We start from the raw sequence: 19,058 nt of genomic DNA, 5'->3' as shown, positions 1-19,058 counted from the left end.
GAGGTTAAAAAGCTTATTGATCGGATTCAGTTAGATGATTTAGTGTATGTTCGGGATGACTATCTGCATAATTTTTAGAAGGCACAAAATATCTTGTGTATGTATTTGTTAACGCAACAAACAGTGATTCTACTTCTCTTTCGTTTACAAAACCACTTGTATAGTGTGAAACAGCATTCCGTGTTAAATAGTCTCTATCCATTGTTAATTCATCCAATGCGTCGAAATGAATTTGTTGTTTTTCATCTAATTTTTGGGTGAAATTTCTAAGTTCGCGCATTTTTTTTACGTAGTTTTTCTTAGTAATTTTGTCGCGTTGAGTTTCAAAATTATCTTTACCGTAATTAACGGCAGTTTTGTATAACAACATTTCAATCAATCCACCTATAGCAGAGGCTGATACGTAAAACCAACCTTTATTATATGCTCCAAGTATCTCATTGAGAATTCCTGTGAACTGTGAATCTGCGACCTGGTTTACCATTTCTTTGAATCCGAAGGATGATCGGTTTAACAAATTGCTGTTGAATTTAATTAGTTCAAACTGTTTTTTAGATAAATTATTTTCAATAGAATCAAAGTCAGCTTTTAACCAAAAGTCGGTGTATTGGTCGGTACTTGAGAAATCTATCAGTTGGATTGAAGATGGAACTACCTTTTCCCAATTAATATCCTCATTTAAGAATCCCATACTGCGGAAATACGCTAGGTTATTTTCCGGCCTAAAACCCTCAATATTTAAATCACCGTCTGTTTCTTTTTTTAAGTCTATGTATCTAAAGTTATCTTCTTCAAGGTTGTTAATTTCCGCAAATGTTATTTTCACCTCAGAAACGCTTTGTTTAAAAAGAATAGTATAAATATTAAAATGATTTTCTGGGATAACGAATAATCTTTCCTTTGCAGATAATTTTTCACCCAAAGTTTGTTTTAGTACATGGGCTACTCTTTTTCTAAAATCCGATAACCTTGTTTCTGGTATTTTGTTTAACATAATTTCTCCCAATTATGGCTTTAACGTGGCTCCACACGTATGTACGCACTCTGCGAGTGCTTTTTATTTAAGTAGAGTTATAATACCAACGACTAATAAAATACTGCCAAGGTACTTTTGATATTTTTGGCGTGGGTTGGGTTTTCTATAAGCTCCAATTAGTAAAGCTCCAAATATTAAAAAGATAACTTGTAGTGCTGTGCTCATGTTTCATACCCGCCTACTATCTTTTCGTTCTATCTTGTTGTTTATCTTTTTTATATTGATCAACGGTTTTACCACTAGCAAAGGCACCCAATATTGATTGAAATAACTCTATGATAATCGAAAACATAATTAGCAACCTTTCGTTTATATATTCTTCAAAACAGCACTCTCAAGAGACATAGGAATACCAAAGTACGCCATGAAGTCATAAATCTTACTGTATCTATCTGTGTTCTCATCAAAGTAAAAGTCAGCTAGCATTTTAAACGCATAAGCATTAGCGCTTATTTCAGCATCATTCTTGGCCAAAGGGGAGAACGCATAAGTCTTGCGTTGCTCGCCAGTTAGAATGTGTTGTAACTCACGAAATTTACGAAAAGGGGATGAAAATTTAGTCTTGAGTTGGGGTTAATCACAATCATGTGACGTGAGGGGAAGGCAACATCAGGATCATGGTTGCGCCCAGGGACTTCAACAACCGTTATTTGTTTGTTAGGGGGACGTTCAGCATTATATTTAACGACAACATCTTCAAAGTATTCCAGTGGGGAGCTATAATCTAGGTATTCATACATCTATTTATCATCCTCACGCATTGTTTTCGGCATGGCGAGAATGGCTTGCTTGTAATCTTCGGATAGCTCTTTACCCTCGAATGACATAATGAGTTCATCATCAGATAAATCGACTTGCTTTTTGTCATCCCCGTTATTAGAGGCATTATCAGCGTGTTTAAACACGTTGTCTGTCTTTCCTTGTAAATAGTCCACTGTGGTGTTTAAGGCATCAGCAATTAATGAGAGCATGGCAAAAGACGGCGTGTTGCGGTCAGTCTCATAGTTAGCAATCGCCATACGTGAGGCATTAATTATTTCAGCAATTTCACTTTGAGTGAGCTTTTTTTGTTTGCGTAATGATTTGATACGCTCAGCAGTTATGGACAGCATGATCACCTTTAAGGATTTATTAAGAGCTAACTAAAAATAAAAGTAAGTGAAGGAATTTTAAACCGTATTATTTAGTAACTAATCATTGTTTATAGTTTGGATATTGAATGTTTATTTAATATCCAAATAGTTTGTAACTGATTAATATACACACATCATATCAAACAAGCACAACTATTTAAAGATAAGTAAGGAGAATATTAGAAAATAAAAAAGCTTCGGAGAACTTCAGAAAGAGATCATATTTTTCAATGAGATATGATATAAAAACGGTAAATATTTTGTATTGTTAGCAATATAGATAACCCAATCACTGAAGAGTGAGCTGTAAAAGGCAACCATTTTTTATCTTGATAACTTTTATAAGAAAAAGGAAAAATTATTAAAGGTACTGAATCCAAGGATTTAATAGAAACCAAACACCCGGTAAATAGGGAGCAACGTTTGACCAAATAATTTTGCCGTCTTTTTTTATTGCTATAACAGCGACCAAACACATGACAATACCAATAAATGATGAGCCTATTTTTGAATATAAATGGTTACCTGTTGCAATAGAAGCTATCATTAAGGTCAGGGTTATAGCCAAACTAATTACTACTATTAATATATTAATGATTTTGTGTTTCATATGTGTCATCCCCTGTAATGCTTTTAACGTGGTTCTGCACGTATGTCACTTTGTGAGTGCTTATTTCTTTTGGTGTGTCAAATACCAAACCAACATGACAATCAGCCATACACTACTAGTCGAAAATACTAATATTAAGTTTATTAAGAATGTCATGTGAGTCTCAACTTTTTATTTGCGATTTTCAGACCATTCATAAAATGCAAACCCTGCTAAAAAGCCAATAGGTGTTAATTCAAGTATTGCTTTTGTAAAATAACCGACCACTAAGCCGATAAGTATGCCGATTCCAATATACCAAAAGAATTTATTAACCATTGTTTGAACCTCTTTGTTTATTTGGGAATAGATCATTAAGTAATCTATTGACTATCATGTTAGCTTGATTCTCCGCAAGCAAAGTTCTGTGTCGTTTCTTGTTTGAATAGTCAGCAGGACGCCACCACCAATTATCATAATTAATTCATTTACTAATAGGAGGTAGCTTTTATTTATAGAAAAAATAAGTTAAAAAGCTAATAAAACCTGCTACTAACATCATTATTCCTGCCACACGATACCCTTTATTTTTCTTGTCTTTTGCTAATGTTAAAAATGTTAGTCCACTCATCAAAGTAAAAATCAGCAAGCATTAGCACTGATTTCAGCATTGTTCTTGGCCAAAGGGGAGAAGGCATATGTTTTGTGTTGATCGTCAGTTAGAATGTGTTGTAACATCCAAGTAGGTCACATCCCGACAAATATCAATAACTGGTATATAATCTATTCATAAGGAGAAAGCACATGAATGTAATCTTTCACATTGACGAAACTGATAAATGGCCGACAGTTTTATCGAATATTAAACACATGGTTGATTGGTATCAAAAAACCGGCACACAGGGTGATATAGAGCTATTAATAAATGGCGAGGCAGTTGAGCAAACTGTCAAAACAGCAAATATTAATTTGAATGACATTCATGCGCCTAATGTGAATATAGTTGTTTGTAACAATTCACTGACACAACGTCACATATCAAATGATGATTTACAAGAAGTAACTTCAATAGCGCCAGTTGGTGTTGTAGAGTTAGCACTCAAACAACAGCAGGGATATAGCTATATTAAGCCCTAATTGAAATCATGATGCACAATAAAAGTTCCTAGCTTAATGAGCAAACTATTTACTTTATATTTGAGGTACACATCATAATCATCGGAGGCTTTTTTATTCAGTCTGCAAAATAATGAAATAAAGGGGCTTAATTATTTCTCATTGCAATCATATGCAATTCTTTTTACGCGGATAGCCGTTTATACGTATACAAAATTTTGATATTGTTTCTACAATAATCGGATTTTTAATCTGCTTCTGACAGATTGGTAAGTGATTTTTTCCACTGACGTATTTTTGTTCTAAATGTTTTGAAAGGGGCGACTGAATTGATATGTACCCATTTCCATACAGGCCATTGTGCGTTTGTTGTTGCCCACTGACGTTTGTTTGGTTCAAATAAAATGTCGTCAGGTAGCGTGGATAGCCATTCGCAAAGCTCAGTTACTTTTTGATTCAGTAAATTTATTTGCTCAGAGAGTGTGTATGTATCGTATGTTTCATAAAAAGATTGATATAGACCACCTAAATTATTCCACTTATAGCCTTTTGCTGGAACATATACTTTTTTACCTGCAATTTCATCTTTTTCCCAATTTAGTAAGGCAGTAATCCAGCCTAATTGATATGAAAGATTTTCGCTAGGTGTACGATCAACCTTATCTACTCGTGTATTTTTTAATTCATTGGGGATATTTATAAATTCGTCTATATATTTTTTATAATTGATTTCAATTGCTTGAATGAGCTCTTCTTTATTCGAGTATGATTGCATTGTAGGTATAGAGTCCTTTCAAATATTTAAAAAGCACCGGTTTTGAGTAACACTGGCATACTAAACCTGTCTACAATAGTGATTTCTCAAATAGGCTTGAATTGATAGCTAATTTTTAACGTGAGTACATTAATTTAGTAATGAGTGCTATTCAAAATAGAGGTGATAATTGTGCCTATAAACAAGAAGTACAGAACCATAACAGCCATCGTGATGATGAATTGCACTAATCCTGCGCGATTCCATGTTGCTTGTATGGCTTTAAAAGTTTCAACATCTTGATAGTCGCCTTTTTGCCAAGCCCATTCGTTCCCCTTAAAGCCACAAACAAAGAACCAAACAATATTAAAAATTGGGATCAAGCAAAGTAGGGGTAAGTATGTTTTATTGCCAATACCCCAAAAAATGTTAAACATAAAGGCGCCCCAGTTCCAACCTTTAACCTCTGCTGGTACATTGATACCATTCTCATCCATAATAGTTCTCCTTAATGCTTTTAACGTGGTTCAATACACGTGCATGTGGTACGATACATAATTAACAAGAATATAGCGCAAATTTGATAATTAAACAATCGTTACAAAACCAATAGTTGAACTGATCGATTTGTTTTCTATGTCATTTTGGAAAGTCTTGCCACTGATAATTGCACCTGAAAGTGATTGAAAAGGATCGATAGTGAGCATTAACATGTGAGTCGCCAATTGTATGAATACCTTATTAAAGTAGTATGTTAAAGTAACAAACTGGTAGCGTACACATTCTAACTGTATGTGTGTTATTTAATATAATACATATATATTATATCATTAATTTAAATACCTGTTTATGAAGGCATTTATCATCAAAAAATATGTTGTTAAAAATTAAGGTGTAATAAAAAATGAGTATTGAAATTAGCGAACTACGGCGCAACGATGTAGACGTTGTGACACAATTATATATCGAAGTATTTGCGCAACAGCCCTGGAATGAAAATAATAATTATGATGATATCAGACGCTATATTGAACGTTTGGATAAAATGAATACAAATCATTGCTATTTGTATAAACAAGATGATCAAATAATTGGTGCTGCATTAGGTTTTGTTAAACCTTGGCATCAAGGTATTGAATATCAGCTTGACAATTTTTTTGTGTCGCCAGCCTTTCAGAAACAAGGTTATGGTTCTGAGTTTTTGAAAGCAATTAAAGCTGATATGCACAAAATTGGTGTTGGAAATATCATTTTGGAGACAAATAAAGAGACACCAGCAGAACATTTTTATCTTAAGCATGGTTTTTTATCGGAAACGAACACGCGTGCGTTAACGTTAGTTTGTGATGTCAACTGAGAGGGCTGCATTTTTAGTAATCGGTACGTAAAACAGCAGTAACATCTGATTGATTAGATGTTACTGCTGTTTTATTTGGAAAAAATATTTATACTGATTGGTATGCTCTAAAAAGTAATTGAATTTGAGATGCACATGACAAATTCAGTTACTTTTCTGTATTTATGACAGTAACTTCAGGCTCTAATATAGTTGGCAAAGGATATTTATTTTGTAATCGCTTGAAAATATATACGACAGTAGGGCGTGCAATGAAGAAAAAAACTGGAATAGCAACAAAAAAAGTTTTTGCCCAATTTGACATAAATCCGGTAAAAAAGACGGGATACATATGACGGTGTGTTTCTGTGAATATCGACATCATAACAGTCACGTTAGCTGCAATAACGAAAAATGGCACACTAACATGCGCAGATACCCATGTTTTAAATATTTTTGGAAAGTATTGATGTAAGTATGTGACTAAAGGTAACGTCACATATCTGCGTAAGCTGTATATAAACACCATCACAAAGGGGTACAATATCAAAATGGTTGAAAATACGTGCCATGAAATACCGTAACGCATAATAATGTTATAGCTTAACATGATGGCCACCATAGTGCTGAGTAAAGTAATAACTATGGTGCTTGGATGATGTAATAATTGATTTGCAATGGCATGTGTTTTTTTCATATTTTCTTCTTTTCTGTTGCTATTTTGTGTAAAAATGATTCATTGTTAATGGTAAGATAGGGATTTTATTTGATGGTAACAGTTCGTTTCAATAAATGACTGGGAAATCCAAGTAAAATTTGTTCTATTTCTGTTGCAAATTCAAGTCTACTAATTGAACGGAGGTGATCAAAATAGGATAAGTGCCTGCATTTTTTTATGAGAATACCTAGCAAATAGGATGATCTTCTGTCCTTGTCAAAAACAATACCTGGATATACAATAAAAGCACGGCTACCTAATTGTGTCTTGGCTAATGTTTCGACGGTTAATTTCGCTTTTAGGTAAGGCTTCATGAAAAAGGGACCAGTATTTGCTGAGATAAAAAGAAATTTTGGTTGTGTTTCTTGCTTCAAAATAGCGATCAATTGTTTAGCGGGTTTCACACTGTTTTTGTGATATGTTTGGTGTTTCAGGGGGTTTGGAAACAGAATACCTACGGCATCAATAACCCAGTCAGCATCAGCTATAATCCCTTGCCACTGTTCAGGTTTCTCAAGATCAACGGCATGGTAAATTGTGATGTCATTTTTACTAGGCATAAATGAGTGACGGGATAAACTGTGGATTTCAAATAAGTCAGGGGGAAGATTTTTGACAAGGCCCTGACCAATAAATCCTGTACCGCCAACAATAACTATTTTTTGCTTGCTAATAGTTTCCAAGTTCGTCTCCTTTAGTATTTTTTGATTAACTATTGTTACTGGTATACAAAAGAGAAAAGTTAGTCAACCAACGTTGCACCATAATGATGTATTATTTATCTTTATCAACTTCTTCAAAATGGCCATCAAAAGTATTGTCATTTTGGTGGTGGTGCCTTGTTTGTCTTTTGATAAGTTGCACTCTAATCCAGAAAGCGAGTGAAATTAAGATGATGACACCAACCACTGCAAAAAAGTTTTTAATAATGAAAGATACTAAAAGAACCAAAACAATTGCTAGAATCAATCTTGGTATAACACCAAATGTACTCGTAAATAATGAAGCAAAGAAATAAATAATCAAAAATAAAATAAGGACTGGTATTAAAAGTAGGGTTAACATGTGATAGACCTCCGTCTTTATGATTTTTTAAGGTGAGTTACAAAATGACAATTATTTGCGTCAGTGCTTTAATTTTTCAGCTTTTAATGTATTAGCAAAGTGTAACTTAGCAAAGTGATTTAAATCAGTGCCCTGTTTTAGCAATTGAGCAGCCACAGTATCAACTTCTTTACCTGCGCCAATGGGTAAACGCATGCCTGCTTCATCACTTAGCCTGTCAAGCGCATCTAACTCGACAACGCGTGCTAAAATTGAGGCTGCAGCGACACTAAGATGATATTGCTCACCCTTAGTTGTGAAATAGACATTTTGTTGTACAATGTTTGATTGGTTAGCATTATTTAAATATTTGAAATAGGTACTTTCTTGTGCAAATTGATCAATTAATATACCAGTAGGGATGGTAGGAGAAATTTTTTCTAATACTTTGCCAAGAACGAAATTGTGAGAGATGGCTTTCATTTGATTAACATTGTTGCTTTTTTGCAAGATGTTATATTTTTCAGGCATTAAATTAACAACGTGGTGTGGTAATCTTGCTATGATGTCAGGTGCAATTTGACGCATTTTATCATCAGTTAGCGTTTTTGAATCTGCAATTCCGAGTTGGCGTACCCAACTGATATTTTCTTTGGCAACAAAAACGGCAGCAGTTGTTAATGGTCCAAAATAGGCGCCTGCACCGACCTCATCGGAACCCAGAACTGACCAATTCGAGAAATTATTTGGTATATTAACGCCAGCAGTTGTTGATTTTTTCCCAGTCACTTTGGCGGCAGTCGAAACATTGTTAGTTTGCCAAAGTGCCGCTTCTTGAGCAAATCCCAACCCTTGAAATAATACCTTGCCAGATTTATAGCCAATAATTGATGCCTGGGTGTTTTTCGCTGCAAAAAGGGCACCATTAGGTAAGTGAGGTGTGCTAGTTGATTTGTAAAATGTTGCCATTTTTTGTAATTGTGATGGTGTAACTTGTATGACTGTTTGCATACTGTTAAGTATATCAGTTTTGGTTAAAGGAAATATAGTGTATAATTGATTAGACATAATAAGGGAAAAAACAATGGTTACTCAAAACGAGAAAAAGCATTACAAGGCTAATTTGGCTGGCAAAAATTATACAATATCGGGCAATGCTAGTTTGCCACATTTTAAGGCCACTGAAACTTTATTCAATAAACAATTGATTCAAATAAAAACGGTTGCACCAAATTTATCTCAAGGTGATCAAACAGTATTATTAACATTTAATGCACTTTCCGATCAGCTTTACAAACAAGCTGAAATTGATGAATTACAGGCTAAAGTTGCGACATTAGAATCTGAATTAAAAAACATGCAAAAGCCAAAAAAGAGACGTGAGCCTAAAAATGCCATTGGCTCAATTATTGATGATGCCAAACATGATAGTCAAGCACGTACAACAGATAAGCTATTTAATCAAGGAACAACAAACTTATGATATTATTGGGAATTGCGACACTTTTTGTGGTGGCATGGTTGCTGTCTGGCTACCGTCACGGGTTTATAAACGGTTTGCTGCGGTTAGCATTATGGCTTGTGGTTTGGTATATTGCGATTAAATTTTCTAAGCCATTCGGCACAGTTATATCAAATTTCGTCGACGGGCAGTTTATTCGGACGAGTGTGCCACAAGATCTAGTTAGTCATGGCTCACAATTTTTAGCTTCAGGCATTAGTTTTTGTATTTTATTGCTGCTGGGTGGTGCCATTAGCCACTATGTACTCAGGTCTTTAAAAATTATTCGTCACATACCTTTATTAGGCTGGGTTGATGGTGTACTCGGTGCTTTATTATATGGTGTTATTGGTATAGTTATTGCATTTTTTAGTTTACAAGTACTGTCAGTTATACCAAATGTTTGGGTACAGGACCAATTTTTAAATACGCCTCAGTTGAATGAATTATTAGATAATGCACCGTTTTTTGCGGAACAAATTTATAATTGGTGGCTGTGATGTGTTAATTGGTCTTAATAATTTTAAATATGAAAGAAATGAGCGCGGGTGCGCATAAAATAGTATGAACAAAAAAGTATTACAAACGTTAGAATATGATAAGATCAAGTCACAATTGAGTGGATTTTTGTCTACACCGGTTGGTCGGTTAGAAGCGGATAAGTTACATCCGGAAACTGATGTGAATATCATCAATTATTGGTTGCTTGAGACGGCTGATGGTGTTTTAATTGACCGTTTAAAAGGTGGCATACCTTTGGCCAAATTAGCCGATATCACACCACATTTAAAACGTCTCAATATTAGTGCAAGTTTAAGTGCGACAGAATTATCAGAAATTGGTACAGTATTGCGTAATACGACTGCCATTGCTAATTTTTTTGGGCAGATGACTGATGAAATTATTGGCGAGTCACTTAAAGTATTACCAGAACAAGCAGAAAAATTGGCAGTCCTTTCAGATGTGACACGGCAAATAGAAATTGCTATTGATGCGACGGGGCGTATCAATGATGAGGCATCTTTTGATTTAAAATCAATTCGTGGCAAAATTACTGGTAACGAACATGCTGTTAAAAATAAAATGCAAAGCTATACGCGTGGGAAATCTGCTCAGTATTTAAGTGATCCTATTATAACGATTCGCGCAGAGCGCTATGTATTGCCAGTTAAAGCAGAATATCGTAATCAATTTGGTGGTGTGGTTCATGATCAGAGCCAAACGGGTCAAACATTATATATTGAGCCGCAAGCAGTTGTTGAGCTCAATAATAAATTAAGTGAATTACGTGTTAAGGAGCAAGTTGAGGAGCAACACGTCCTTCAGTTACTATCATCAGCACTTGAACCTTACACAAATGAAATTGCACAAAATGTTAATATTTTAGGTCATTTTGATTTTATCAATGCTAAATCACGATTGGCTGCACGATTAGATGCGATGCAACCAGTTGTTAATATAGAGAATCATGTTGATTTACAACAAGCGTGGCATCCGCTTTTGGAAAAAAAGATAGCTGTGGCTAATGACATTGCCCTAGGCGATCAGTACAAATCAATTATTATTACTGGTCCTAATACAGGTGGTAAAACGATTACAATTAAAACACTTGGCCTGTTACAACTCATGGCACAGTCTGGGTTGTTTATCACAACAAAACGGCCATCAACAGTTGGTGTTTTTCATGAGATTTTTGCTGATATTGGGGATGAACAGTCTATTGAACAGAGTTTGTCCACATTTAGCTCGCACATGGCTAATATTATATCAATGATTGATGATATTGATAGTAATAGTTTAGTTATTTTTGATGAATTGGGTGCAGGCACAGATCCAGCAGAAGGGGCTGCGTTAGCGATTGCTATTTTAGACAAAGTGGCTAGTTTGGGTGGTTACGTCATTGCAACAACCCACTATCCTGAGTTGAAACTATATGGTTATAATAGGCCTGAAACATTGAATGCTTCCATGGTTTTTGATGTTGAAACATTAAAACCAACTTATCAATTTTTGATGGGCGTACCAGGACAATCAAATGCATTAGCCATCGCTAAGCGCCTAGGTCTTGGTGAAGATGTTATTGGTGCAGCTACTGCACTAACTGATGAATCTGATCAAGACTTAAATGATATGATCGTTGATTTAGTCACGCAACGCGACGCCGTTAAAAAAAATAACGCTGCGCTAGAGTTACGTTTACAGTCAACGGCAGAACAGTCAGAATCATTGATAGAACAACAACGTAAGTTGGATAAAGAACGTGCTCAAATTGTTTTAGAGGCAAAAAACGAAGCAAATCATATTGTAGCATCCACTAAGAAGCAAGCTGAACAACTGATATCTGAAATTCGTAAGGAACGTCTGAATGTGGGTCAGCAGGCTGGCAGCTTAAGTGAACAAGATTTGCAAGTTAAGAAGGGGCAGTTTGATAAACTACGTCAAAATGACAGTTTAGAAAAAAATAAGGTCTTACAAAAAGCTAAGCTTGCTAAGGCGTTGGCAACTGGCGATGAAATAGTGGTCAAGTCATATAATCAACAAGGTATTTTAGTTAAACAGCATAGTAACGGGCAATGGGAAGTCGAAATGGGCATTTTAAAAATGCTTGTGGATGAAGATGACATTGTCAAAACTGAAGCGACTGCTAAGGCACAGCAAGTTAAAACAAAGCAGAAAAGAAAAAAAATTGTTAAAACAAGTACGATAACTAGTGCTGCACGTGGCAATGCCAGTGCCAGGTTGAATTTACGCGGTGTACGCTATGAAGCGGCATTAGCAGAACTTGATCGTTATTTAGATACAGCTGTTTTAGCTAATCTTGGTACGGTAGAGATTATCCATGGCAAAGGAACAGGTGCGCTTCGGAAAGGTGTAAGCGAATTTCTTCGTTCAGACCGTCGTGTGAAATCATTTCGTTTTGCTAGTGCTAATGCTGGCGGTGATGGTGCCACCATCGCTGAACTATCATAATATTTGGTTATATCAAAAAAGAAGCATATATTGTTTGAACAATATATGCTTCTTTTTTATACGGTTATCGAAAATGGTACAGCGGTAGTGTGGTAAAATTAGTACTATACATTTTCATGTTATTTTTACGAAGTAAAGTTAGCCCTAAAGTTAGCTTTGTTAATTTAAAACACTTATTTAAGAACATTTAGGGGGTATTATGCCAGAATTACCTGAGGTTGAAACGGTTCGTCGCGGTTTAGAAAAATTAATTGTTGGTGGTCAAATTAGGCAGGTTCACTTACTATATCCCAAGTTAATCAATGGTGATTCACAAGCATTTATAACAGGTGTAACAAATGCTTCATTTACCGCAATTGATCGCCGTGGTAAGTATTTGTTATTACGTTTGTCCAATGGTCATACTATTGTGTCACATTTACGCATGGAAGGACAGTATTCTGTTGAACCAATTGAGACAAGGCCTTATAAACATACAGAAATCATCTTTGAATTATTAGATCAGCGTCAAGTGTTTTATAATGACACACGTCGTTTTGGTCGAATGACGCTAACAAACACGCATTTTGAGATAAATGATGTGCCATCTCTTGCTAAACTTGGACCAGAACCAACAGAAAAAGACCTGGCTTTAGACTATATGGTGGCCATATTTTCGCGATCTAAAAAACCGGTCAAGAGTTTTTTGTTAGATCAAAATCAGATTGCAGGCATTGGAAATATTTATGCTGACGAAGTGTTATGGCAAAGTAAAATTCATCCAGAAACACCGACAAAAACGTTAACAGTGCCTGAACTGTCGCTACTTCGAGAAAATATTATCGCAGAAATGAAACGTGCTATTGCGCATCATGGTACAACGGTACATAGTTTTAGTAATGTGTTTGGGGAGGTTGGCCAGTTTCAAAATGAATTACAAGCATATGGTCGCGTTGGACAACCGTGTTTACGTTGTGGCACGACAATGGTGAAAATAAAAGTTGGACAACGTGGCACAACTTTTTGCCCTGTTTGTCAAATGAATTAGGATAGGAGAATCGATGAAATCAACTGAACCAATTAGTATCCGTGAAGTGAAACGTGAGGCACGTAACTTATATCATGGTCATTTTAAAACTGCCATTAAGATTAATATTGCGCCAATTATTTTTACCATTTTAAACGTCATAACAACACTTATGATGATATTTGCTATTATCATGAGTTTCAGAGGTTTATCACAAATGCCAAGTAGTGCGGCTGTGACTAGTGATAATGATAGTGCTTTACAACAAGTTTTTTCCATTGTCGAGAGTGTTTTAAGTGATGCGATTCAACTGATATTTATTTGGACCGTGAGTTGGACTTTGATTGAATGGTATGAGAATCCAAAAGAACTACCAACGTTTAAAGATGCTTTTCAAATCTTTAATCGTGGTAATTTTTTACATACGCTGTTATTAACAATTGTTCAGAGTATGTTGATATTTTTATGGACGCTGTTGTTTATTGTTCCTGGCATTGTTAAATTATTTTCGTATTCACAAACTTATTTTGCATATAAAATTGATGTTGAAAATGGTGTACGACAAGGACAATTAACAGATTATATTAAGGTTAGTCGGCGAGTAATGGCTGGTCGCAAATGGGAATTATTTTTGTTAGAATTAAGTTTTATAGGTTGGCATATAATAGGTATTTTGACTGGTGGACTGGCTTATATTTATGTTGTTCCCTACCTTAATGCAACTCGTGTTTCTTATTCCCGTCATCTATTCACGTTGGCCATGTCGGAAAGTGTGGCCGTATAATGTTAATCATTGGTTTAACAGGCGGTATTGGAACCGGAAAATCGACTGTTAGTAAAATACTTCGCGATGCAGGGTTTCCGATTGTAGATGCTGATGTGGTGGCTAGAGAAGTCGTAGAACCAGGGACGCACACATTAGAAAATATAAAATTAACTTTTGGACCCGATGTTATTAAAAATGGAATGCTAGACCGGCATAAATTAGGGGATATTGTATTTAGTAACAAAGCTGAATTAACGCGATTAAATGCTATCATGCAGCCAGTAATTAATTCAGCAATGACAGATAAAATTGCCTTTTGGCGTTCACAAAAAGTACCTGTGTTGATAATTGATGTCCCCCTTTTATTTGAGCGTGGCTATGAAAATAATGATTACATCGATAAAGTTGTAGTCGTAACCACCAATTCACAAACACAAATAGATCGTTTAAAGGCAAGAGATAATCTGGATGATACCAAGGCTAAAAATCGTATTAATTCACAGATGCCGCTCGCAGATAAAATTGCACGCGCAGATTATGTATTAGATAATAATGGCGATTACGCATTTTTAGAAAAACAAATCAAAAATTTGATGACAGAACTCAAGGAAATTGCCCCCAGATATGGCACAAAATAATGAAACAATTGAATTCCATGCGACAGCTGGCGCTTTTTTTAGAAGTGATCATTTAATCACTGTTGATGATTTAGACAGGGTATTTAATTTATATTTACCTTTTATTGGTGCAACGAGTTATGCATTGTATCATTTATTGGTGAATGAATTGCCTTTTACCAAAGAGCATCTTAAGCGACAAGATCATAATTTTATAATAGATAGTTTAAATATTAGTTTGCCAAATTTTGTTAAATGTCGTCGACGTTTAGAGGCAGCAGGCTTAATTCGAACGGTTTATGAACAAGATGCTAGAGGTGAAGTTTATGGCTATCGTATTTTAACACCTTTGTCAGCAGATAAGTTTTTTAAAGAACAATTATTATCTGGTTTGCTATATAAATTTGTTGGTGAGGAACGGTATTTAACACTTGAAAATCGTTATGATATACAAGGGCAGGAAAAATTAATAGGGACTGATATTTCGGCACGTTTTTTACAAGTTTTCCAACACCAAAATGATTTAAGCATACCAACCACACCATTAGTTTATCAAGAAGCAACGCTACAAATCGATGAAAATGATTTTAAATTTGATGATTTTTCAGCTATGATTCGTGGGACAAATTTAACAGAGACAAAAAAGCATCGCAACTTTCTGGTAGCGATGCATATGACATATGGCGTTGATGAAGTCACATTGGCAGGTTTTGTGAATCAAAGTGTTACACTAGATACACATGAGATTAATGAACAAGAAGTTCAGCGTCTTTTGCGCAAGCAAATGACACGAAAAGTAGCGATAGAAACTGTTAACAAACAATCTGAACCAATTCAGCCTAAGGCAAATGTACCCGAAATAAAAAACACTGAGGCACGGGCGTTAATTGAAATTGCAAGTACAACGAATGCGCAAGATTTTTTGGGTTATGTCAAGACAACCTTGAAAAATGGTCTTGTTTTAAAAAATGAACGTGACTTAGTCGATTATCTTATTTCACAGAGTACATTATCTATGTCAGTTGTCAATATTCTAGTACATTATGTTTTGATTGGTTTACAAAATGATAGTTTAAAAGCTGCGTTAGTTACAACGATTGCTGATTCTTGGACTCAAAATCGTGTAGACTCACCAGAAAAAGCATTAATACAAATTCAGCAACGGCAAAAAGCAAATCAAGCGAGACAAGAAAAACGATTTAGTCGTAGTCAAAAGTCGGAAAAGACGACACCAAAATTTGTTAAAGCAAATGCGAACCCACCGCAAACTAAAGCCAAAGTAGAGATAAGTGATAATAGTAACGAAGCTGCTGTTGCTTTGGCAAAGTTGAAAAATATAAAGACGAAAAACTAATATGCAAAATTTATCAGAAATACTAAAACAATTTCAACAAAAATATTCTAAAATTGAAGAAACCTCACTGGCTGAAGTTGTGAAAAAAATTGCTAATGACGAAGATGTTCGCCATTTTTGGGCAGAAAATCAAACAAAATTGCGCCAAGACGCTTTTCAATTAAAGATGATGGACTTACATGAATTTGTGCAGCAAAAAGAACGTATTGCACATGGGGAAAAGTCACTATATCCTGGTTATTATCCACAATTAGCGATTGAAAAAGGATACCCACATGTACGTTACGTTGCTGAGGAAAGTACACAAAAACAGTTAATGCAGGCTGAAAAATTGACATCTTACAAGATGCCAAAGGCTATTCGTGATGCTGATTTGCAAACAATTGTAGTTGATTCTGGTCGTGCAAATGTGGTGACGTCAATTGTAGATATTTTGACACAATTACTTAAAAAAGATGATGCGTATGTACAAGGATTATATTTATATGGTGAATTTGGCGTAGGTAAAACCTATTTAATGGGCGCTTTAGCAAATGCGTTAGCAGCTAATAATATTGATGTCATGCTTGTTCATTTTCCTTCTTTTGCGGTTGATTTAAAAAATACAATTGGCAAAAATAGTGATGTGAGAGAAAAACTCATCATGCAAACTAAAACAACGACTGTACTAATTTTGGATGATTTAGGTGCTGAGAATTTAAGCATGTGGATTCGTGATGATATTTTGGGGGTTATTTTAGAATATCGGATGCAAAATGAACTAACGACATTTATTACATCTAACTTTGATATGAATGAAATGACCACTTATTTATCTGAAACACGTGACGATCGTGATACTGGAAAGGCTGCACGTTTGATGCAGCGTATTAAATTTTTGACACGATTAATCGAGGTTAATGGCAAAAATCGACGGTTAGAAAATTGACGTTTATTAAGCAGACAAAAAAATATTGGTTGGTACTCATGATAGTTGCGATGGCTTGGCTATTTTTGCGACATGATGCGTTTTTGTACACTAATCCGGTCGGTCAAGTCACAAGAGTTAGTGAGAAAGAAACGCAAAAAATAACGGATGAACATCAAAATTCAGACTTTATTATGACACAAAAAATAACCGTTAAATTGTTAAATCATGCTAAAAAAACTATCTACGTGAGTAACAGCTATGCACAATCACAGGTTATTTCCAATAAATATCGTGTTGGAGACCAATTATTATTAGAAAATATTGGTTCTACGAAACATATTTTATCATTAAAACGCGATGCAGTAGTTGGGGCGTTAGCCACTTTATTAGTCGGTTTATTGCTAATTTATAGTAAATGGCGGGCAACAAGCTGGCTAATGTTTAGTTTAGTGATTAATATCATATTATTTGGGTTCGCGCTTTTTATTAATGTGCACAGTAAAGATGCAAATGTTTTGCTGCTATTTAGCGTACTAGCGATATTATTTGCAACGGCTAGTTTGGCTTTGGTATTAGGTAAAACTTTGCAAATGGGCATTACGCTACTGACAACGCTATTGACAACAACATTAACAATTGGTTTGTTGCTTTGTGTTTTACGTTTAACTAATAATGCCGGCGTCCATTTTGAAACAATGTCTTATGTCACACAGGTGCCAGTGACACTGTTTATGGCTCAAACGATTATCGGTGTACTGGGGGCTGTGATGGATGAAGCGGCAGATATTGTGGCGATGCAATTTGGTATGCGTCGTGAAGGGATAACACGTCATTTTAGCGACTATTGGCATGCTGGTATGTCTGTAGGTCGTGAAATTATGGGAACATTGATCAATGTGTTGTTTATGATATTTATTGCTGAAACGATGCCAATGGTATTCTTAATGTTGCGTAACGGTAATAACTGGACTTATATTATGGATCAAACTATGAATTTAGGGATATTACAAACGGTTATTTCGGGTATTGGCATTGTTTTGGCAGTGCCAGTCACGAGCGCTTTAGTTGGTTGGATTATGGCAAGGAAGGTGACCAAATTATGAATGCAATCGGAATTCTTGTTATTATTTTGTTTGTATTAATGGTTGTTGTCGGTCGCATTCAGGGCGTCAAAGCTTTTTTAGGACTAGTATGCAATTTTTTTGCTATTTTTATTTTAATTATTTTGATTAATTGGCAATTTAATGCTTATATTGTAACAGCTATTATCAGTGTTATTATTTTGGCGGTTGCTATTTACTTGGGTTCAGATAATATTGAAGTAACCAACATAGCTTTTAAAACGAGTGTTATTGTTGTGGCTATTTTAATGGCTTTATCAATTATCTTACAGTATTTTGGACAATTTCAAGGGTTTACAACGGAAAATTCAGAAGAACTAGAAGGATTGTCTTTGACTGTTGGATTATCATTTAGTGACATTGCCATGGTTGTGATGGTGATTTCAGTTTTAGGTGCCGTCGCAGAAGCAGCCATGGCAATTTCGGCAGATTTAAATGAAGTGATTGAACGATCACCTGATATGACTGGTACAAGTTTGTATGCGCATTCACGTATTATTGGTGGTCAAATTTTAGGAACCGCAATTAATACTTTGTTTTTTGGGGTGTTGGGGGCTAATATACCGCTACTTATTTGGTTTGTTCGGCTACACTATCCAGTTGCAATGTTTGTGAATGCGAAATTATTGATGACAGAAATCGTGACCATGTTACTCGGTATGCTTGGTATTTTATTGAGTATTTGGATTGCCAGTTGGTTCATTGTACGTACAAACGTTAAGCAGCAGAAAGTGAGAATCAAGCATGAAAGAGACATTTAATCTCATAGAAGAAATCACACGCAATGATGATTCAATTTATTTTGAACTCGGAAATATTACACATAATGGTCGCTCAGAGTATGCTGCTGAGCATGGTTACATCAAACGTGTCCGTATTTTAAAAATGAATATTGCACGTTCGTCTTACGTCGAGAAGTTGGAAAACTATATCAATGAACATTACCAATTATTACCATTAGAGTATGATGGTTGGGAAGAATGGCGTCGCACCCCTGATATGGATACGAATATGACACAAATTTTATTGGAAAATAAATTAGGTTAAAATTTGTTATTTTGTAATCAATAAGTTATGAGATATAATT

At 35.2% G+C, this 19,058-nt stretch carries 26 protein-coding genes; 13 read left to right on the top strand and 13 right to left on the bottom strand.

The genetic code is table 11. The features are described from left to right. Nucleotides 1–13: 13 nt before the first annotated feature. The 6 genes from EUI_RS0100780 to EUI_RS10585 form a co-directional block, all read right to left on the bottom strand. A complete protein-coding gene (locus EUI_RS0100780; protein WP_010015402.1) occupies nt 14–994 on the bottom strand; it encodes a hypothetical protein in 981 nt (326 codons plus the stop codon). Nucleotides 995–1,057: 63 nt separating this feature from the next. Beyond that, nucleotides 1,058–1,201 (bottom strand): hypothetical protein, encoded by a 144-nt coding sequence (locus EUI_RS10595; protein WP_010015400.1) that lies wholly within the window; start codon nt 1,199–1,201, stop codon nt 1,058–1,060. A 344-nt stretch (nt 1,202–1,545) separates the two neighbouring features. Further along, nucleotides 1,546–1,776, bottom strand: a complete 231-nt coding sequence (locus tag EUI_RS10700; RefSeq protein ID WP_010015396.1) for a hypothetical protein — start codon at nt 1,774–1,776, stop codon at nt 1,546–1,548. Beyond that, nucleotides 1,777–2,145, bottom strand: coding sequence for a helix-turn-helix domain-containing protein (locus EUI_RS0100755; RefSeq protein ID WP_029508483.1), 369 nt, complete (start codon nt 2,143–2,145; stop codon nt 1,777–1,779). 385 nt (nt 2,146–2,530) lie between these two features. Then, a complete protein-coding gene (locus EUI_RS0100750; protein ID WP_010015394.1) occupies nt 2,531–2,779 on the bottom strand; it encodes a hypothetical protein in 249 nt (82 codons plus the stop codon). A 171-nt stretch (nt 2,780–2,950) separates the two neighbouring features. Further along, nucleotides 2,951–3,097, bottom strand: coding sequence for a hypothetical protein (locus tag EUI_RS10585; protein ID WP_010015393.1), 147 nt, complete (start codon nt 3,095–3,097; stop codon nt 2,951–2,953). A gap of 465 nt (nt 3,098–3,562) precedes the next feature. Between EUI_RS10585 and EUI_RS0100740 the strand changes: the two genes are divergently transcribed. Further along, a complete protein-coding gene (locus EUI_RS0100740; protein WP_010015392.1) occupies nt 3,563–3,895 on the top strand; it encodes a DsrE family protein in 333 nt (110 codons plus the stop codon). Nucleotides 3,896–4,121: 226 nt separating this feature from the next. Here the strand turns inward: EUI_RS0100740 and EUI_RS0100735 are convergent, their stop codons facing one another. The 3 genes from EUI_RS0100735 to EUI_RS10885 form a co-directional block, all read right to left on the bottom strand. Then, nucleotides 4,122–4,649: a ClbS/DfsB family four-helix bundle protein gene (locus tag EUI_RS0100735; RefSeq protein WP_010015391.1), complete on the bottom strand. Its 528-nt coding sequence runs from the start codon at nt 4,647–4,649 to the stop codon at nt 4,122–4,124. A 134-nt stretch (nt 4,650–4,783) separates the two neighbouring features. Beyond that, a complete protein-coding gene (locus EUI_RS0100730; protein WP_010015390.1) occupies nt 4,784–5,125 on the bottom strand; it encodes a hypothetical protein in 342 nt (113 codons plus the stop codon). Between the two features lie 90 nt (nt 5,126–5,215). Beyond that, nucleotides 5,216–5,341: a hypothetical protein gene (locus EUI_RS10885; RefSeq protein WP_010015388.1), complete on the bottom strand. Its 126-nt coding sequence runs from the start codon at nt 5,339–5,341 to the stop codon at nt 5,216–5,218. A gap of 191 nt (nt 5,342–5,532) precedes the next feature. Between EUI_RS10885 and EUI_RS0100720 the strand changes: the two genes are divergently transcribed. Continuing rightward, nucleotides 5,533–5,985, top strand: coding sequence for a GNAT family N-acetyltransferase (locus tag EUI_RS0100720; RefSeq protein WP_010015387.1), 453 nt, complete (start codon nt 5,533–5,535; stop codon nt 5,983–5,985). A 148-nt stretch (nt 5,986–6,133) separates the two neighbouring features. Here EUI_RS0100720 and EUI_RS0100715 read toward each other — a convergent pair whose 3' ends face one another. From EUI_RS0100715 to rnhC, 4 genes are all read right to left on the bottom strand, one after another. Further along, nucleotides 6,134–6,661, bottom strand: coding sequence for a hypothetical protein (locus tag EUI_RS0100715; RefSeq protein WP_010015386.1), 528 nt, complete (start codon nt 6,659–6,661; stop codon nt 6,134–6,136). Between the two features lie 65 nt (nt 6,662–6,726). Beyond that, nucleotides 6,727–7,365, bottom strand: a complete 639-nt coding sequence (locus EUI_RS0100710) for an NAD-dependent epimerase/dehydratase family protein (protein WP_010015385.1) — start codon at nt 7,363–7,365, stop codon at nt 6,727–6,729. Nucleotides 7,366–7,456: 91 nt separating this feature from the next. Beyond that, entirely contained in the window at nt 7,457–7,747 is a 291-nt protein-coding gene (locus EUI_RS0100705) for an AFWIR motif membrane protein (protein ID WP_010015384.1), read from the bottom strand. Between the two features lie 60 nt (nt 7,748–7,807). Then, complete coding sequence (gene rnhC / locus EUI_RS0100700; RefSeq protein WP_010015383.1) at nt 7,808–8,737, bottom strand: ribonuclease HIII; 930 nt, start codon at nt 8,735–8,737, stop codon at nt 7,808–7,810. 73 nt (nt 8,738–8,810) lie between these two features. On the opposite strand from rnhC, the gene zapA reads away from it, so the two are divergent. From zapA to EUI_RS0100645, 11 genes are all read left to right on the top strand, one after another. Further along, the gene (gene zapA, locus EUI_RS0100695; RefSeq protein WP_010015381.1) at nt 8,811–9,209 is read left to right on the top strand and encodes a cell division protein ZapA; all 399 of its coding nucleotides are present in this window, start codon (nt 8,811–8,813) and stop codon (nt 9,207–9,209) included. After that, nucleotides 9,206–9,727, top strand: a complete 522-nt coding sequence (locus EUI_RS0100690) for a CvpA family protein (protein ID WP_010015380.1) — start codon at nt 9,206–9,208, stop codon at nt 9,725–9,727. Before zapA ends, EUI_RS0100690 begins: the two co-directional genes overlap by 4 nt. A 64-nt stretch (nt 9,728–9,791) precedes the next feature. Next, complete coding sequence (locus EUI_RS0100685) at nt 9,792–12,197, top strand: endonuclease MutS2 (RefSeq protein ID WP_010015379.1); 2,406 nt, start codon at nt 9,792–9,794, stop codon at nt 12,195–12,197. A 199-nt stretch (nt 12,198–12,396) separates the two neighbouring features. Then, complete coding sequence (mutM, locus tag EUI_RS0100680) at nt 12,397–13,224, top strand: bifunctional DNA-formamidopyrimidine glycosylase/DNA-(apurinic or apyrimidinic site) lyase (RefSeq protein ID WP_010015378.1); 828 nt, start codon at nt 12,397–12,399, stop codon at nt 13,222–13,224. A 13-nt stretch (nt 13,225–13,237) separates the two neighbouring features. After that, nucleotides 13,238–13,987 (top strand): DUF975 family protein, encoded by a 750-nt coding sequence (locus EUI_RS0100675; protein ID WP_010015377.1) that lies wholly within the window; start codon nt 13,238–13,240, stop codon nt 13,985–13,987. After that, on the top strand, nt 13,987–14,607 hold the full coding sequence (gene coaE, locus EUI_RS0100670; RefSeq protein ID WP_010015375.1) for a dephospho-CoA kinase: 621 nt from the start codon (nt 13,987–13,989) through the stop codon (nt 14,605–14,607). Before EUI_RS0100675 ends, coaE begins: the two co-directional genes overlap by 1 nt. After that, complete coding sequence (locus tag EUI_RS0100665; RefSeq protein ID WP_010015374.1) at nt 14,594–15,940, top strand: replication initiation and membrane attachment family protein; 1,347 nt, start codon at nt 14,594–14,596, stop codon at nt 15,938–15,940. Before coaE ends, EUI_RS0100665 begins: the two co-directional genes overlap by 14 nt. Before the next feature lies 1 nt (nt 15,941). Beyond that, nucleotides 15,942–16,868, top strand: coding sequence for a primosomal protein DnaI (dnaI, locus tag EUI_RS0100660; RefSeq protein WP_010015372.1), 927 nt, complete (start codon nt 15,942–15,944; stop codon nt 16,866–16,868). Further along, the gene (locus tag EUI_RS0100655) at nt 16,865–17,953 is read left to right on the top strand and encodes a YibE/F family protein (RefSeq protein WP_014947681.1); all 1,089 of its coding nucleotides are present in this window, start codon (nt 16,865–16,867) and stop codon (nt 17,951–17,953) included. The genes dnaI and EUI_RS0100655 overlap by 4 nt, the downstream gene beginning before the upstream one ends. Next, nucleotides 17,950–18,732, top strand: a complete 783-nt coding sequence (locus EUI_RS0100650; RefSeq protein WP_010015370.1) for a YibE/F family protein — start codon at nt 17,950–17,952, stop codon at nt 18,730–18,732. The genes EUI_RS0100655 and EUI_RS0100650 overlap by 4 nt, the downstream gene beginning before the upstream one ends. After that, entirely contained in the window at nt 18,716–19,018 is a 303-nt protein-coding gene (locus EUI_RS0100645) for a hypothetical protein (RefSeq protein WP_010015368.1), read from the top strand. The genes EUI_RS0100650 and EUI_RS0100645 overlap by 17 nt, the downstream gene beginning before the upstream one ends. The last annotated feature ends 40 nt before the right edge of the window (nt 19,019–19,058 follow it).

The organism is Leuconostoc gelidum subsp. gelidum KCTC 3527 (genome assembly GCF_000166715.1).
GTDB classification, from domain to species: domain Bacteria; phylum Bacillota; class Bacilli; order Lactobacillales; family Lactobacillaceae; genus Leuconostoc; species Leuconostoc gelidum.
The sequence above is the reverse complement of the archived record's forward strand: the minus strand, read 5'-3'. Positions and strand labels throughout refer to the sequence as shown.